This is a genomic window from Marinobacter sp. MIT930201 (assembly GCF_047122665.1).
Lineage (GTDB): Bacteria > Pseudomonadota > Gammaproteobacteria > Pseudomonadales > Oleiphilaceae > Marinobacter > Marinobacter salarius.
In genome coordinates this window covers 3,646,750-3,662,880 of sequence record NZ_CP138916.1, presented here as the reverse complement: position 1 = coordinate 3,662,880, position 16,131 = coordinate 3,646,750, and the positions used below count along the sequence as shown (strand labels likewise).

General features: G+C 57.0%; 12 protein-coding genes, 4 tRNA genes and 1 pseudogene. 5 read left to right on the top strand and 12 right to left on the bottom strand.

Features of this window, described 5'->3' with window-relative positions; translation table 11 throughout:
- Positions 1–56: 56 nt before the first annotated feature.
- The 7 genes and pseudogenes from oadA to SIC19_RS16655 all read right to left on the bottom strand — a co-directional run bounded on the left by oadA (position 57) and on the right by SIC19_RS16655 (position 6,736).
- Positions 57–1,853 carry a sodium-extruding oxaloacetate decarboxylase subunit alpha gene (gene oadA / locus SIC19_RS16685; protein ID WP_036204760.1) on the bottom strand — a complete coding sequence of 599 codons (1,797 nt, stop codon included), beginning with the start codon at positions 1,851–1,853 and terminating at the stop codon, positions 57–59.
- 20 nt (positions 1,854–1,873) lie between these two features.
- Entirely contained in the window at positions 1,874–3,295 is a 1,422-nt protein-coding gene (locus SIC19_RS16680) for an acetyl-CoA carboxylase biotin carboxylase subunit (protein ID WP_127401641.1), read from the bottom strand.
- A gap of 11 nt (positions 3,296–3,306) precedes the next feature.
- Positions 3,307–3,642: a hypothetical protein gene (locus tag SIC19_RS16675; protein WP_185906449.1), complete on the bottom strand. Its 336-nt coding sequence runs from the start codon at positions 3,640–3,642 to the stop codon at positions 3,307–3,309.
- Positions 3,643–3,724: 82 nt separating this feature from the next.
- The gene (locus SIC19_RS16670) at positions 3,725–4,057 is read right to left on the bottom strand and encodes a hypothetical protein (protein ID WP_126812161.1); all 333 of its coding nucleotides are present in this window, start codon (positions 4,055–4,057) and stop codon (positions 3,725–3,727) included.
- 119 nt (positions 4,058–4,176) lie between these two features.
- Positions 4,177–5,178 (bottom strand): annotated as a pseudogene (gene ltrA / locus SIC19_RS16665) (group II intron reverse transcriptase/maturase); the annotation flags it as partial.
- 42 nt (positions 5,179–5,220) lie between these two features.
- Positions 5,221–5,297, bottom strand: a tRNA-Met gene (locus tag SIC19_RS16660).
- 101 nt (positions 5,298–5,398) lie between these two features.
- Positions 5,399–6,736: an acetyl-CoA C-acetyltransferase gene (locus SIC19_RS16655; protein WP_075196447.1), complete on the bottom strand. Its 1,338-nt coding sequence runs from the start codon at positions 6,734–6,736 to the stop codon at positions 5,399–5,401.
- A 166-nt stretch (positions 6,737–6,902) separates the two neighbouring features.
- Between SIC19_RS16655 and SIC19_RS16650 the strand changes: the two genes are divergently transcribed.
- The gene (locus SIC19_RS16650) at positions 6,903–8,309 is read left to right on the top strand and encodes a 3-oxoacyl-ACP reductase (protein ID WP_127401642.1); all 1,407 of its coding nucleotides are present in this window, start codon (positions 6,903–6,905) and stop codon (positions 8,307–8,309) included.
- Between the two features lie 11 nt (positions 8,310–8,320).
- On the opposite strand, the gene SIC19_RS16645 is transcribed toward SIC19_RS16650, so the two are convergent.
- From SIC19_RS16645 to SIC19_RS16625, 5 genes are all read right to left on the bottom strand, one after another.
- Positions 8,321–8,396, bottom strand: a tRNA-Val gene (locus SIC19_RS16645).
- A gap of 19 nt (positions 8,397–8,415) precedes the next feature.
- Positions 8,416–8,492 (bottom strand) — tRNA-Asp (locus SIC19_RS16640).
- Positions 8,493–8,561: 69 nt separating this feature from the next.
- A tRNA-Val gene (locus SIC19_RS16635) sits at positions 8,562–8,637 on the bottom strand.
- Positions 8,638–9,143: 506 nt separating this feature from the next.
- Positions 9,144–10,022 (bottom strand): DUF2846 domain-containing protein, encoded by an 879-nt coding sequence (locus SIC19_RS16630; protein WP_036210128.1) that lies wholly within the window; start codon positions 10,020–10,022, stop codon positions 9,144–9,146.
- A 157-nt stretch (positions 10,023–10,179) separates the two neighbouring features.
- Positions 10,180–11,139 (bottom strand): hypothetical protein, encoded by a 960-nt coding sequence (locus tag SIC19_RS16625; protein WP_091641020.1) that lies wholly within the window; start codon positions 11,137–11,139, stop codon positions 10,180–10,182.
- 179 nt (positions 11,140–11,318) lie between these two features.
- On the opposite strand from SIC19_RS16625, the gene purE reads away from it, so the two are divergent.
- The 4 genes from purE to SIC19_RS16605 all read left to right on the top strand — a co-directional run bounded on the left by purE (position 11,319) and on the right by SIC19_RS16605 (position 16,100).
- Positions 11,319–11,810 carry a 5-(carboxyamino)imidazole ribonucleotide mutase gene (gene purE, locus SIC19_RS16620; protein WP_036210119.1) on the top strand — a complete coding sequence of 164 codons (492 nt, stop codon included), beginning with the start codon at positions 11,319–11,321 and terminating at the stop codon, positions 11,808–11,810.
- A 178-nt stretch (positions 11,811–11,988) separates the two neighbouring features.
- Positions 11,989–13,104, top strand: coding sequence for a 5-(carboxyamino)imidazole ribonucleotide synthase (locus SIC19_RS16615; protein ID WP_127401643.1), 1,116 nt, complete (start codon positions 11,989–11,991; stop codon positions 13,102–13,104).
- 98 nt (positions 13,105–13,202) lie between these two features.
- Positions 13,203–13,781, top strand: coding sequence for a superoxide dismutase [Fe] (sodB, locus tag SIC19_RS16610; protein ID WP_036210113.1), 579 nt, complete (start codon positions 13,203–13,205; stop codon positions 13,779–13,781).
- Between the two features lie 258 nt (positions 13,782–14,039).
- Complete coding sequence (locus SIC19_RS16605; RefSeq protein ID WP_289599984.1) at positions 14,040–16,100, top strand: putative bifunctional diguanylate cyclase/phosphodiesterase; 2,061 nt, start codon at positions 14,040–14,042, stop codon at positions 16,098–16,100.
- Positions 16,101–16,131: the final 31 nt, after the last annotated feature.

The window sequence follows — 16,131 nt, the reverse complement described above, 5'->3', positions numbered from 1 at the left end:
AGGGGGTGCTCCCAACTGCGATGGAGTGCCCGGGACGATCGTCCCGGGGGGTTTGGTTATTCGATTTCGATCAGGCTCTCACCAGGCGCTACCCGGTCGCCTTTCGAGATATTCACCGCCTTGACGATACCAGACTTGGTGGCTTTAACCTCGGTTTCCATTTTCATGGCTTCGATGATCAGCACCGCGTCACCGGCGGATACCTCGTCACCCTCGCTCACCAGCACATCAACGATGTTGCCCGGCATGGTGGTGGTCACCTGGCCTTCTCCGGTGGCTCTGGCACGACCACCCTTGCGGGTATTTTCAGAAGCTTCGCCCTGGGATTCCAACTGAATTTCCTCGGGCACGCCGTCCACTGTCATGTAGAACCGGCGCTCGGTCTCGCTCACCGGATTGGCACCGGTCACATGAATATCGTAACTTTCACCGTGCACCGTGATCCGGAATTCGGTGGACACACTGCCGCCGGTCTTACCGTTGGCGATGGGCTCCAGGGCTTCCGGCTGCAAGGTGCCGTCGCGGCGTTGCTCCAGGTACGTGCGGGCCTGGTCCGGGAACATGGCGTAGGTCAGTACGTCTTCCTCGCTCTCGGCGAGATCACCCAGCTCCTTGCGCAGTTCGGAAAACTCCTTGGGAATCAGGTTGGCCGGGCGCTCTTCAATCAACTCTTCCTTGCCCACAGCGCGGCGTTGCAGCTGTGCGTCCACCTCTGCAGGCGCCTTGCCATACCAGCCCTGCATGTATTTCTTCACCTCATTGGTGATGGTGTCGTAACGCTTGCCGCCCAGCACATTGATCACTGCCTGGGTGCCAACGATCTGTGAAGTGGGCGTCACCAGCGGAGGGTATCCCAGGTCTTTACGCACCCGGGGGATTTCCTCGAACACATCCTGAATCCGGTCGAGGGCGCCCTGCTCTTTTAGCTGATTCGCCAGGTTGGACATCATGCCACCGGGCACCTGGGACAGGAGTACGGAAGTATCCACCCCATTGTAGTCACTCTCGAACTGATGGTATTTCTTGCGAACTTCGCGGAAATGGCGGGTGGCCTTGTCCAGCAACTCGAGGTTGAGGCCGGTTTCACAGCCAGCATCATGCAACGCAGCCACCAACGATTCGGTCGGCGGATGGCTGGTCCCGCCCGCAAACGCCGACAGCGCGGTATCGATATGATCCACACCGGCCTCCAATGCCGCCCACTGGCACATGGGCGCCATGCCCGACGTGGCATGGGAGTGCAGGAATACCGGCAGTTTGAGGTTCTTCTTCAGGCCACTGACCAGCTCGGCGGTCACCGCTGGCGTCAGCAGGCCCGCCATATCCTTGATAGCGATACTGTCAGCACCCATGTCTGCCATGGTCTCGGCCTGAGCCAGGAAGGTTTTCACGTCGTGCACCGGGCTGACCGTGTAGCACAGCGTACCCTGGGCATGCTTGCCGGCCTTCTTCACGGCTTTAATGCTGGTCTCCAGATTGCGCACGTCATTCAGCGCATCAAAAATACGGAACACATCGATGCCGTTTTCCGCGGCCTTTTCAACAAACGCCTCCACCACGTCGTCGCCGTAGTGGCGGTACCCGAGCAGATTCTGACCGCGCAACAGCATTTGCAGACGGGTGTTGGGCAGAGCCTTACGCAGGGTACGCAGACGCTCCCATGGGTCTTCCTTAAGGAATCGCACACAGGCATCAAACGTGGCGCCGCCCCAGCATTCCAGTGACCAGTAGCCGGCCTGATCCAGCCATTCACAGGCCGGCAGCATGTCCTCGGTGCGCATACGCGTGGCGATCAGGGACTGATGGGCATCCCGCAGGATGACGTCGGTGATGTGAATTTTTCTCTTACTCATGGTGCTCTCCAATATTCGTATTACAGGCCAGCCTGAGCTGCGATGGCGGCAGCAACGGCCGTGGCAATGGATTCCGGTCGGGACTTGTCGCTGTACTCCAGCAACTGCGGATTGCGCTCCACGAAACCGGTATTAAACGTGCCGGCCTGGAAATCCGGGTGGTTCAGGATCTGCTGGTAGTAAGGGATCGTGGTGTGTACCCCGTAGATAGCCATGTCGCTGAGCGCTCTGCGGGAACGGGCTACCAGTTCCGGCCATTCCCGCGCCCAGACAATCAGCTTGGCGCACATGGAATCGTAGTAAGGGGGAATCTCGTAGCCGGTGTACATGGCGGCATCTGTGCGCACACCCGGGCCGCCGGCGGAATAATAGCGACTGATGCGACCGAAGCTGGGCAGAAACCCGTTTTTCGGGTCTTCCGCGTTAATGCGAAATTGAGCGGCGAAACCGCGATAACTGATGTCGGCCTGAGAAAACTCCAGCGGCTCGCCCGACGCGATTCGGATCTGCGATTTGATGATGTCGATGCCGGTGATTTCCTCGGTGATCGTGTGCTCCACCTGCACCCGCGTGTTCATCTCCATAAAATAGAAGCTGTCGTCGTGGTCGAGCAGGAACTCTACCGTGCCAGCATTCACGTAACCGCATTGGCGGGTAACCTGGATGGCCAGGTTACCAATAGTTTCTCGCTGCTCCTCACTTAACTGTGGCGATGGTGCCACTTCGATCAGCTTCTGGTTACGGCGCTGGATGGAGCAGTCTCGCTCATACAGGTGCACCACATTGCCGTGATGATCCGCTAATACCTGCACTTCAATATGACGAGGCTCAATGATGCACTTCTCCAGGAAAACCTCGGCACTGCCAAAGGCCTTGGTGGCCTCGGAAATCACTCGCTCGTAGTTCTGCCGCAATTCTTTCTCATTATCGCAACGACGAATGCCCCGGCCACCACCACCGGACGTGGCTTTGAGCATAACCGGGTAGCCAACGTCCTCCGCCTGGCGTACGGCATCTTCGACGTCATCCAGGTTGCCTTCCGAACCCGGTGTAACGGGGACACCTGCGGCAATGGCGGTCTTGCGGGCCTGGGTCTTGTCGCCCATGGCACTGATCGCCTCGGATGACGGGCCGACAAACGTTACCCCCCGCTGCTGGCAGATGGCTGCTAACTCGGCATTCTCGGAAAGAAAGCCGTAACCCGGATGCAGAGCATCACAGCCAGTTTCGACCGCCAGGTTCACGAGATGATGGGGATTCAGGTAACCGCTGAGCGGGTCCTTACTGATCTGATAGGACTCATCCGCTTTCTTGACATGCAAGGAGTACTGGTCCGCCTCTGAATAAACAGCGACAGACCGAATGCCCAACTCCTTGCAGGCCCGCGCAATGCGAACGGCAATTTCGCCGCGATTGGCGATGAGCACTTTTTTAATGGCCATGGAAGCTTCCTCTAAATGCTGATCATTCCCAAAAGATAGTCCGAATGAAGCCCCTTGAAAATGGCGACTAATTCATCAGATCTCAGGCCATTCAGGGTCAATATCCCGCCCTCTTCATCATTTCGATTGATAACCACACAAAAGGTTTCTCCGGAAACATCCAGTGTCTTCTTGACCTCCTGGATCTCTCGCGATGACCGGACGATCACCGGGGCTTGCCTGGTGAAGTCCTTCAACAGTTCCGACGCGGCGGCGTCATTGGTGAGGGTGTCCTCGTCTTCCGGTGAAACAAGCCGGTATCTGGCTCCGGCAGACAGGGACGCTTGAACGCTTGATTGATTGCCCATGGCAATTCTCCTGGCTAAAGACCATTTCTCCAGGCGCGGGGCACCCACGCAGGGGCAGCAGCGCCTGAATCAGTTCGAATGTCTATAGCTGGGAGGGAGGTGCCTGTGACTGGCCTGGGTAACTGAGAATTCTTCTGGGGGGGCCGTCAAAGGCCAACTGGTGAAGGGCGCGGGACGTCAACGCCGACGGTGGATAAACGAATGTGGGCGACAGCGACGACACATCGCCGGGTGACGAGGCCCCTTCTGAGGATTCGGAACTGCCTTGCCAATCGCTGAGCGCGACAGTGGTGGCAACAGGATCATCCAGGGTGGGGAGCGCAACGGTAACCGATGTCCAGACAACAAATATCAGTGCCAGCAACGCAACGAGGTTGCCAGACAGACTGAATGTGTGTTCGGAGCGACGGGGCATCATTTCACCGTGTTAGTAGTTGCCTAACTAATGCAAAGGCGACGGCTAATGATAACCCCAGGGGATGGTGGCAATGCAAGCTTTCGTGGCCGATACGGGAAAAGCGTGTCCTGAAACGGCAGGGGGCGAAGCTTGGCCATGAAGGCCTTCAGGCTTTTGGGCGCGACTCTCAACCGGACCTGACGTTTATGCCAGCTCACGCTGTAACCCAGAAAGCTCCGGCGCCAGGGGCGATCCACGGCACTCTTCGCCGTATTCACCGTCAGGCGCAGGTGCGTTTCCAGGTAGTGGGTAATGCTGGTCATGGTCCGTTCACCGGCTCGTCGGCTGCGAACGTAGAGGTTGCAATCATCCGCATAACGACAGAACCGGTGCCCCCGGCGTTCCAACTCCCGATCCAGTTCGGTCAGAAGCACATTGGACAGCAGAGGAGATAAGGGACCGCCTTGTGGCGTCCCTTCCCCCCTCGGGCTGACCAGCCCGCCTGACAGCATGCCTGCTCGCAGGTAACGCCGGATCAGGGTGAGTATCCGCCGGTCAGTGATGTGACGAGCCAGCAGGCTCATCAGCACATCGTGATTGACCCGGTCGAAGAACTGGGCCAGATCCAGATCGACCACCCAGCGGTGGCCGTCGTTGATATGCCGTTGCATCGCCTTGACCGCCTGATGGGCACTTCGACCAGGACGGAACCCGTAGCTGTGATCCGAGAAGGTCGGCTCCAGCATCGGGCTCAGTGTTTGGTGAAGTGCTTGCTGGATCAGGCGATCCTGCACCGTCGGAATACCCAGTATCCGTTCCCCGCCTTGCGGCTTGGGGATGCTGACCCGGCGTACCGGTTGAGGATGGTAGTCTCCGGCCAACAGCCGCTCGCGCAGTGTTGGCCAATGCTGTTGCAGGTGGCCCTTCAGGGCTGTTACCGGCATCTGATCGACGCCAGCCGCCCCTTTGTTGGACACCACCCGCTGATACGCACGCATCAGGTTCGGGCGCTCAAGCACCTGCTCCATCAGCGCGTTCGGCTCCGCGTTCGTCCACGGGTGAGCCCCCGCGCCTGCCTCGACACGGGCCTCAGTACCTGCCGGGTTCCGCCCAACCCCTTCCTGAATGCCCTGACCCATCCGGACGAATAAGGGCCGGTCAAAGACCGGCCCTTATTGAGATGGTAGCGGGGGCAGGATTCGAACCTACGACCTTCGGGTTATGAGCCCGACGAGCTACCAGACTGCTCCACCCCGCATCAAACTGCTGGTTAACCGGGTAAGGCCCCGATCAACGAGGTGCGCATAGTACGGGGCGCTGATGCGTCTGTCAAAGGGAAAAATGAATTTTTTCGCCAACTTACCGCTCAAGTATGGCAGTCACCCCCTGCCCCCCTGCGGCGCAGATGGAGATCAGGCCACGGCCACTGCCCTTCTCTTCCAGCAGCTTCGCCAGAGTGGCCACGATACGCCCACCGGTCGCCGCGAAGGGATGGCCGGTGGCCAGACTGCTGCCCTTGACGTTCAGTTTGTTTCGATCAATGCTCCCCAGCGGCTTTTCCAGACCCAACCGGTCCTTGCAGAACGCAGGGTCTTCCCAGGCCTTCAGGGTGGAGAGCACCTGGGCGGCGAACGCTTCATGGATTTCGTAGAAGTCGAAATCCTGCAGCGTCAGCCCGGCTTTTTCAAGCATGCGTGGCACGGCGTAAGCAGGTGCCATCAGCAGGCCCTCCTTCTTGTCGACGAAGTCCACTGCAGCCACCTCGGAGAACGTCAGGTACGCCTTGATCTCCATGTTGTTGGCTTTTGCCCACTCTTCACTGGCCAGCAGCACACAGGAGGCACCATCCGTCAGCGCAGTGCTGTTGGCGGCGGTCATGGTGCCGTTCTCACGATCAAATACGGGCTTGAGCGTCGCCAGCTTTTCAAGGGTCGTGTCCGGGCGCAGAATGTTGTCTTTCTCCAGGCCTGCCAGTGGGGTCATCAGATCCTTGAAAAAACCTTCATCATACGCGGATGCCAGTTTCTGATGGCTCTCATAGGCCAGCTTGTCCTGCTCGTCGCGGGGGATGGACCACTCGCGGGCGGTAATCTGACAGTGCCCCCCCATGGACAACCCCGTTCTGGGTTCGCCGTTTTGCGGAATTTCCGGTTTCAGATGGCTCGGACGAAAACGACTGAGCACTTTCAGGCGTTCTCCGGCTGTCTTGGCCCGATTCAGATCCAGAAGAATTTCACGCAGACCCTCGCCTACCCCAATCGGCGCATCCGAGGTGGTATCAGTGCCGCCAGCGATGCCGCACTCGATCTGCCCTAACGCAATCTTGTTGGCCACCAGAATGGCCGCTTCGAGGCCCGTACCGCAGGCCTGCTGGATATCGTAGGCGGGTGTTTCCGGCGCCAGGCCACTACTCAGCGCGGATTCCCGGGTCAGGTTAAAATCCCTGGAGTGTTTGATAACCGCGCCAGCAACGACCTCTCCAAGGCGCTGCCCCTCCAGCCCGAAGCGATCAACCAGTCCTCGCAGCGCACTCGTCAGCAACTCCTGGTTGCTGACCTTGCTATACGCGGTGTTGGAGCGGGCAAAAGGAACCCGGTTGCCACCAATAATGGCAACCCGGCGGATATCGCTTTTAGCGGCCGTGGTCTTCTTTGCCGTCGACGTTTTCTTTTGGGTGCTTTTCGGTGCCTGTGCCATGATGATGTCCTGTTTAAACGAGTATATCCGTTGCGTTGCAGTCTAGCGCCAACTGGGCCCGGCTCATTGGCATCCCTGACAACCGTAACAGGGCATTGAGTCAATTCAAAAGCGGCCGGATTCTTTAACCTGTACGCCGATATTCGTTTCGCAAAAGGAAAATGCCATGTCTGATCGCTATCTCAAGTTCGTCAATACTCCGTTTGGCAAGACCGCCGCCCAGTCCCTGGGGCTGCCCGCCCCGGTTCCCCTGAAACGCTGGAAGCGCGCGGACCAGCCGTTTATTGAGGGCGACGTGCTGATCGGCGCTACCAACAGCAGCAAAGCTATCTCGACGATTGGAAAGGTGCTGGGCGCCAGCGCCGCAAAACTCTTTCATGCCAGCGCCATGGATACTCTGAACGATTCTGCCAAAAGCGGCAACAAGGCCGAAGCGTTGCCCCTGAACGCGGACATTGATCGCAAATTCTCCGCCCTGGTGTTTGATGCCACGGGTATGAAAGACACCACCGATCTGAAAGCGGTTTACGATTTCTTTCACCCCTCCATCCGCAAGCTGGCGGGCAACGGCAGGGTGCTGGTGATAGGCCAGGACCCGGGCACCTGCCGCCAACCCGCCAAGGCCGCCGCTCACCAGGCTCTGGAAGGCTTTGTACGCAGTGTCGGCAAGGAAGTCGGCAAGAAAGGAGCTACCGCGAACCTGCTTTGGATGGCCCCCGGGGCCGAACAGCAGCTGGAATCCAGCATCCGGTTCTTTTTATCGCCCCGATCGGCCTATGTCTCTGGCCAGGTAACCCGCATCAGTAAGGGAGCGACCGCTCACGCCACCAACCCTGTCGCGCCGCTGGCCGGAAAGATTGCACTGGTAACCGGTGCGTCCCGCGGCATTGGCGCGTCTATTGCCGAAACCCTGTCGCGGGATGGCGCCACGGTCATTGGCCTGGATATCCCACCGGCCCTTGAGGACCTGCAGAAAGTTATGGCCCCCATCAAGGGTAAGGCGATGGCGTGTGATATTACGGATGAGAAAGCGCCAAAACAGATTGCAGACTTTGTGAAGGAACATTTCGAAGGCATTGATCTGGTCATCCACAACGCCGGCATCACCCGTGACAAAACCCTGGGCAACATGCCCGAGCATTTCTGGGATATGACCATTGCCGTGAACCTGACCGCCGAGGAACTGATCGACGAAGAGCTGATGCACCAGGAGCTGCTGCGTGAAAACGGACGCATTGTCTGCATTTCCTCCATCAGCGGCATTGCTGGCAACTTTGGCCAGACCAATTACTCCACCGCCAAGTGCGGCGTGATCGGCTATGTAGAGGCGATGGCAAAACAGGTGAAAAACGGCGTGACCATCAACGCGATAGCGCCCGGGTTCATCGAAACCCAGATGACGGCCGCTATGCCGATTACCATTCGCGAGGCCGGCCGGCGCATGAACAGCTTGTCTCAGGGCGGTTTGCCAGTCGACGTGGCCGAGGCTATTGCGTGGTACTGCAATCCTGCATCAAACGGCGTGAACGGGAACGTTGTTCGGGTTTGCGGGCAATCGTTGATTGGGAAATAACAAGGGGAAAATGGTGGGTGGTACTGGGATCGAACCAGTGACCCTCGCCTTGTAAGGGCGATGCTCTCCCAGCTGAGCTAACCACCCGGGATCTGGAAACAAAAAATGGCGGAGCGGACGGGACTCGAACCCGCGACCCCCGGCGTGACAGGCCGGTATTCTAACCAGCTGAACTACCGCTCCGCATCAATCCCGGCCTGATCGGCCTTAGGGACCTGAAACCGGGCGGGGTGGCCCGGTGATGCTGAAAAGTGGTGGGCGGTACTGGGATCGAACCAGTGACCCTCGCCTTGTAAGGGCGATGCTCTCCCAGCTGAGCTAACCGCCCACTTTTACAGCACACTGGTGAGTCAGCGTTGCTGTCTCAACCAAGTGAGACGCGCATTTTAAGCATTTGTCTGGCGGTGTCAAATTTTTTCCGGAGTTTTTCTCAAAAAACCTGCAACTCGTTAAAAAATGTACAATTTTCAATCAAGCCTGTTTGTCACTCCCGGTTTTCTTTGCCGCCTTCACAGACTTCAACCGAGTGGCTTTCTGTCCTGCCTTCCTCGCCTTGTGATCAAGTGACAGCTCGTTCACACGCGACTTTCGATCCGCAGGCAATGCCCGCTCCGCCAGCGAGCAATTGAGATGATCAAGACGTTTTCTGAGGCTAGCTATCCGGTGGCCTGCGTTTTCCAGTGCCTCGGGAAGCAATTCTCCGGAAAGCCGGCGAAACGTTAGTTGTAATGAATCTCTCAGCGACATGATCCGGCAACCCTCTGAATACGGACACTTCACAGTCTAGTAACCGAAACCGGAAACAACAATTCGCAGCACACCAGATCGGCGACGTTAGAATATCCACCAACCGCCACCGGATTCTGCCTCTTCCCGACGCTCCCGCTCCTGTTCCAACGCCGCATACTCCCGCTCCAGTTCCCGCAATCGACGATCGCTTTCAAGAGGCACCGTAGGGCCACCGCCAAAGGGCCAGTACCAAGGCGTTTCGTCATACTTCCCCTGCTCTCTCAGGCGCTCGATCTCAGCCGCTCGCTCCTCTTCCAGAAGAACCAGATTGCGCTCGTAGTCTGCGTCCTCATTCACCTCAACAATGGAGGTCGCAGCGTGATTAGGGGCAAGCAAATCACTATTCAGAAAACGCGTGGAGACAATTTCTTTGGCCTGCATGGCGTAGTCACGGGTCACGAGCTGCAAGTCGCCAGACCTCAGGGGGTGGTCTTCGGCGAGTTCCGGATGGTTACTCTCCGGCTCTTGCAACTCGTTATAGCGCAGGTAATACACCCTTCCGGGTTCGACCTTGAGCGTGGCGTCTGCAATCAGGCTCAGGCTGAACGAATTGAGCCCCTCAAGCCCCAGCAGTGGCCGGCGGATGGCGATATGCCGCTCGCCAGGGGCAACTTCAAGCCAGGTAAAACTGTCGTTTCGAATATTGAAATAGTGGTGGTCGTCTATGTAAACGCTTGGCGCCTCGATCTCGTCCGCAGCCCACTGGGAATGGGTGCGGTAGAAATAGAGAACCGCATTGCTGCGATCCCACTCATCATTGCCGATATGAACGAAATCGTGCCCGGATACCGGGTGCAAAAACGAGCCAACGCTTTTACCGATGGACTGGTACACCGTGCAGCCGGCACCAGAAACCAACAGCAAAGCCACAAATACGGCCGCCAGTGGCCGGGGAAAACCGGGAAAAAGAAATCGGGTTGTCATTGTTGTGCACTCTTCATCCTTTCGCGAGTTGTCCCGATCATAACAACTGCAATCTCGCGGAACTGAGAGCTACCGCAAGGGATGAATACAAACTGTTACAAAGCACAGCAGGCCCTGCCTGCCCTGCTGTGCCTGCTTACCCGTTCGCAGCCGCCTTCTATTGGCCGGACATCCGCGAGCGCAGATCATTGACCTCTTCCGACAGGCGAACCAGCCTTGAGGTTAATTGCGCCCGCGAAGAGTCAATCGAAGACACGGTTTCCCTCAGCCCCGCCAGATCTTTGCGAACGGCATCCAGCTGGCTGCCGCTGGACAGGTTATTGGTGGCCTTTTCCAACGCCGCAATACGGCTTTCCAGGCCATCAATGGTGAGGTTTTGCTCTCGCTCGAAACGCAACAGCTGACGCTCCACCAGCTTGTCCACTCCGGCCAGGGATTCATCCAGCTTCGTCAATTGTGAGGCATTCTCCTGGCCAGTTTCGCGAACGGCGGTAAGCTGCCGCTCAAAGTCCGATTGAACCTTGTCCAGCCTGGAGGACACCGTTGCCTCCAGCTCCTTGACCGAGGCAGACAATGCTTCCCGCTGGCTGTTGCCGCTATCCACATCTGACCTCAAAGATTCCAACCTGGCCTGGTGGTCGTCGAGCCGCTTGCGGTTGCGGTCATTAGCAACCCCCCACAGCTTGGCGATCTCGCTGTCAGCCGTATTGAGGCGTTCCTTGTGGGATGCCAGCGTGTCTTCAATGGATTGCCCTTTCTCCTGCAGGTTCTCGCCGGTCTCGGAAAGTTCCCCCTCAAACCGGGCCAGCGCCAGTTTGCTTTGGCGCGCCCAGTAATCCGCTTCTTCCAGCTGACCTTCCAGTGCCTGTATACGCTGCTCTTGCTGATACCAGCCAGCGCCCGCCGCTCCGGCAACAATCAACAGCGCGATCAACAACACTGCACTGCGGCCCGAACCACCACCGCCAGATGTTTTCCGGCGTTTTCCAGCAGGTTTGCCCGGGCCGCCATTACCGGCCGACTCTGGCACGGGTGCTTGGCGTTTTTTGCGCTCTTCCACTTTATTGCCGGGCACGCCGGTACGTACTTCATCATCATCTGGACGGATTGGTTCCATAACAGCTCCGGTATATGGACGGTAACGTTAATAAAGCACGATAATACCCGTACCTTGCGACTCAGCAAAATGACGGCCAGGAGAGCTGACAGTATGCGCTCCTTGGCCATCGACTGTTTGCATGGCCACGGGGCCTTACATACAATGTCCGGCTTTCTCACATATCAGGACTGTTGCATATGCAGCCGCTTGTAGGACTCATCATGGGCTCGAAGTCTGACTGGCCCACCATGGAACACGCCGCCGAGATGCTGGACAAGCTGGGCGTGCCTTACGAGACGAAGGTTGTCTCTGCCCACCGTACGCCGGATTTGCTGTTTGATTATGCCAAGACTGCCTCTGATCGGGGCCTGAAGGTGATCATTGCAGGCGCGGGCGGTGCTGCTCACCTGCCTGGCATGGTCGCGTCACAAACGTCACTGCCGGTCCTTGGTGTTCCCGTCCAGTCCAAAGCACTCAACGGTCTTGATTCGCTGCTGTCCATCGTACAAATGCCCGGCGGCATTGCGGTTGGCACCCTGGCAATTGGTAAAGCCGGTGCCACTAACGCTGGCCTGCTGGCGGCTCAGATTATCGGTACATTCAAGGACGATGTCCGTATAGCGGTCGATGAGTTTCGCGCTACACAGACACAGACAATCCTGGATAATCCTGATCCCAGCGATCAATAATCAGGAATCGGACTTTGGTGTACGAGCGGGTGGGGGATGCTTTCCAAAACACGCTCCTTGCGGCACATCCATGTGGCGCTTGGGCTCCGCCATCCATGGCTCCGCACAGTTTTGGAAAGCATCCCCCACCCACTCCCCGAACTAATGCAGATGCCTAATTAAAGGCAGGAGACAACGAATGAGAATTGGTGTTTTAGGGGCCGGTCAGCTTGGCCGGATGTTGGCTCTGGCTGGCTACCCGTTGGCCAAGACGTTTGTTTTCTATGATATGTCAGGTAATCCCAGTGCTGGGCTGGGTGAAGTGATTATTGATCGAGACGGTCAATACCTGGACGACCTCATTTCCCGGGTAGATCGGGTCACCTATGAGTTCGAACACTTGCCGGTGGACGTAGCAGAGCGAATTGCCAAAGAAAAGCCGGTTCACCCCTGCCCCCGAGCGCTGCAGGTTTGCCAGAATCGAGAAGCTGAAAAGACGCTCTTTGGCGAGCTTGGCATTCCCACACCAGAATGGAGAATTGCAGACACCGCAGAGTCATTGCAGGCCGCTGCCGAAGAACTCGGTTGCCCGGTGGTTGCCAAATCCAACACCGAAGGTTATGACGGCAAGGGACAGGCAGTTCTTCGTTCACCGGAAGACGCAGCAGAGGCCTGGAAATCCATTGGTCATCCGCGTCTGATCGTCGAGAAATTCGTCGGGTTTCGCCGCGAAGTCTCCATTATTGCCGTGCGTGCCGAGGATGGCGAACTGGCCTTCTATCCGATGGCGGAAAACGCTCATCACGAAGGCATCCTGCGTTATTCCATTGCTCCGGCACCAAAGCTGGAAAAACATGTCCAGGAAGACGCAGAACGTTACATCAAGGCGCTGCTGAACGAACTGAATTACGTCGGCGTACTAACGCTTGAACTCTTTGAAACCACCGAAGGTCTGGTCGCCAACGAAATGGCACCGCGGGTCCACAACTCTGGGCACTGGACCATCGAGGGTGCCATGACCAGCCAGTTCGAGAACCACATCCGCGCCGTGAGCGGCCACCCCTTGGGAAGCACCGACGCTCGCGGTGTCAGCTGCATGATCAACATTATTGCCGAGCATGGCGACATTGAACGAATCCTTGAACTGCCTTACGCTCATGTACACCTCTACAATAAAGGCGAGCGCCCGGGCCGGAAACTTGGCCATGTGACCGTTCTGGCGGACAGCTACGAAGAATTGGTCTGGCGGGTAAAGAACTGCGCCCAGTTTTTACCCGGTTGTCCAGAGTTTAAAAGCACCCTGTCCGAGCAGTAGGCAGGGTGCACACAAGGGGTTGATATAACTCAAAGCGCCCCTATATTTAATAATGGCTTACATACACATAAACAGAGAGAATCAGGGAGAACGACCTCATGGCATTTGAACTTCCCGCACTGCCCTATGAAAAGAACGCACTGGAACCACACATCTCTCAGGAGACTCTTGAGTACCATTACGGCAAGCACCACAACACTTACGTAACCAAGCTCAACGGTCTGGTCGAAGGCACCGACAACGCCAACAAATCGCTCGAAGACATTATCAAGAGCGCCAGCGGCCCACTGTTCAACAACGCTGCCCAGGTCTGGAACCACACCTTTTACTGGCATTGCCTGAGCCCGAACGGTGGTGGTGAGCCTACGGGAGCGGCCAAGGACGCGATCGAAAAAGCCTTTGGTTCTTTCGAAGACTTCAAGAAAGAATTTAACGACAAGGCCGCCAACAACTTCGGTTCAGGCTGGACCTGGCTGGTGAAGAAGGCCGACGGCAGCGTTGCCATTGTTAATACCAGCAATGCCGAAACGCCGCTGACAACCGCCGACAAGCCGGTACTGACGGTCGACGTCTGGGAACACGCGTACTACATCGACTATCGCAATTCCCGTCCGAATTATCTGGAAGCGTTCTGGAAACTGGTTAACTGGGATTTCGTCAACGAAAACCTGGCATAACAGCGCTTCGGATACCTTGCAGGCCACAACCTGCACGCAAAAACGCCCGCACTTCGCGGGCGTTTTCGTATCTGTGATACAAACGATCTTACAAATTGATACACCCGTAGCCTGAATTATCTGGAAGAATTGCCGATACTGGGTACAGTAGGTAAAAACTGAACCATACTTGAAAAAGAATATGTCAGCCGAGAGCCCCTTTGCCCCAGGTGAGCGATACCGGGTCTCATTCAGTTGGAACGAATCAAACAGGCCTCCATGCAAAATTCTTATGAGGTAGAACATCGCCTGGGGTACCGGGTGCTGCGATGGGTACTCGCCGTGGCGTTAATTAGTGGGGTCATCGTCAGCACCGTGCAGGTCATCCTTGATGCCGGACGGGTATCGCAGTCTCTCGATGATCAGGCGCGGCAAACCATGGCACTGGTCAAGGACGCATCAACCCAGGCCGTTTTCAGTATCGATGCTGACCTTGCCCAACAGGTGGTCGACGGCCTGTTTGCTCAGGAAGCCATGCGTGTCGCACGCATTACCCACCCCGACGGCGAACCTCTCGGCAGCCGTGACCGCCCTTTGAAGGAAAGCGCCTCCCGCCGGATTACGGACCCGATTTTTGAATCTGAACGTTACTATCGCAAAGAGCTTTCCCGGGACACTGGCACCGGCAATGTTTACGGTTACCTTGAGCTAAAGTACGACACCGGTCCGGCTGCCCGAACCTGGCTTGAGCGCGCTTCCATCACCTTCGCCTCCGGCATCGCTATTGCCGTCATTCTCGGAATGGTGCTGTTTGTGGTTTTCCATCTACTGCTGACGCGCCCACTGCTACGAATTGTACGCTCTGTTAAACAGGTCAACCCGGATCACCCCGATGACAATCTGATCCACCTGCCTCACGGCCATCAGAAAGATGAATTGGGCCTTTGGGTCAACGCCACCAACAACCTCCTGGTTGCGATTGGCGACAGCCAGACCCGCCACCGGGAAGCAGAAGATCGTGTTACCCGGCTCTCAAGGTACGATCAGCTAACCGGCCTGCCCAGCCGAGACACCTTCATGGAGTTGCTCCAGGCCGATATTGCAGACGCCAGTGATGACAACTTGGTCCTGTCACTGATTTGTTGTGGCATCGATGACTTCAAGTCCATCAACGAGCAGTGCGGTTTCCGCACCGGCGACATGATCCTGCAAACCGTGGCCGATCGCCTTACGCAGAAGCTCGGCGGTACGCGCTTTACCATCGCCCGACTGGGCAGCGACCAGTTTGTTGTGGTGGAGAAGGGATTGAGAGACGGATTTCAGGCCGCCGACACTGCCGACCGTATACTGGCCTCTCTAAGCAGCCCGATGATCTTCGATGAGCAGACCATCACCATGACCGCCACCCTCGGCATCGCCCTGTTTCCAGGAGACGCGAGTCAAGCCGACAGGTTGCTACAAAACGCCGAACAAACCATGGCCCTGGCCAAGGAAGGTGGACACAATTATTTCCAGTTCTACGTTGCCAGCGTTGACCAGGAAATTCGTGAACGCAAACAGCTTGAGAAAGATCTCTCCATCGCGCTCCACAACCAGCAGTTCCACTTGGTTTACCAACCACAGATCAACCTGGAAACCCACCGGATTATCGGGGCGGAAGCGCTGATTCGCTGGGAACATCCAGAGAAGGGCCTTGTGCCACCGGATCACTTCATACCGGTAGCCGAGATGAACGGCAGTATCGTGGAAATCGGCCAGTGGGTTCTGGATCAGGCCTGCTGGCAGGCGGCGCGCTGGGCCAGCGACGGCATGCCCCTGCGCATTGCGATCAACCTTTCAGCGGTACAATTACGTCAGAACCACATCGTGGACGAGATTCTGGATACCCTGAAACGCCACAACATCCCCGCCGGACGTCTTGAACTGGAAGTGACCGAAACCAGTTTCATGACCAATCTGGAAGACGCCGTGAAGAAGCTGAAACGCCTGCATAAAGCAGGCATCAGCATAGCGGTGGATGATTTCGGTACCGGTTACTCTTCCCTGACCTACCTCAAGCGCATGCCAGTCCAGCATCTGAAAATCGACAAGCAGTTCATTCATGACCTGCTTGTTAACGAGGAAGACACCCGCATTGCCAACACCATCATCGACCTTGGCAAGAGTCTGAATCTGACGGTGGTGGCCGAAGGCGTTGAGACAGCTGAACAGGAATACTACCTCGCGCAGCGTGGCTGCAAACTGGCCCAGGGCTACTACTTCAGCAAGCCGCTCAAACCCCACGATTTTGAGGTATTTGTTGCTGGCTTTCACAACAAAATTGTCGAGAATAATGTCTGACCACTGAGTCACCCCACCAGGAACGCAAGGA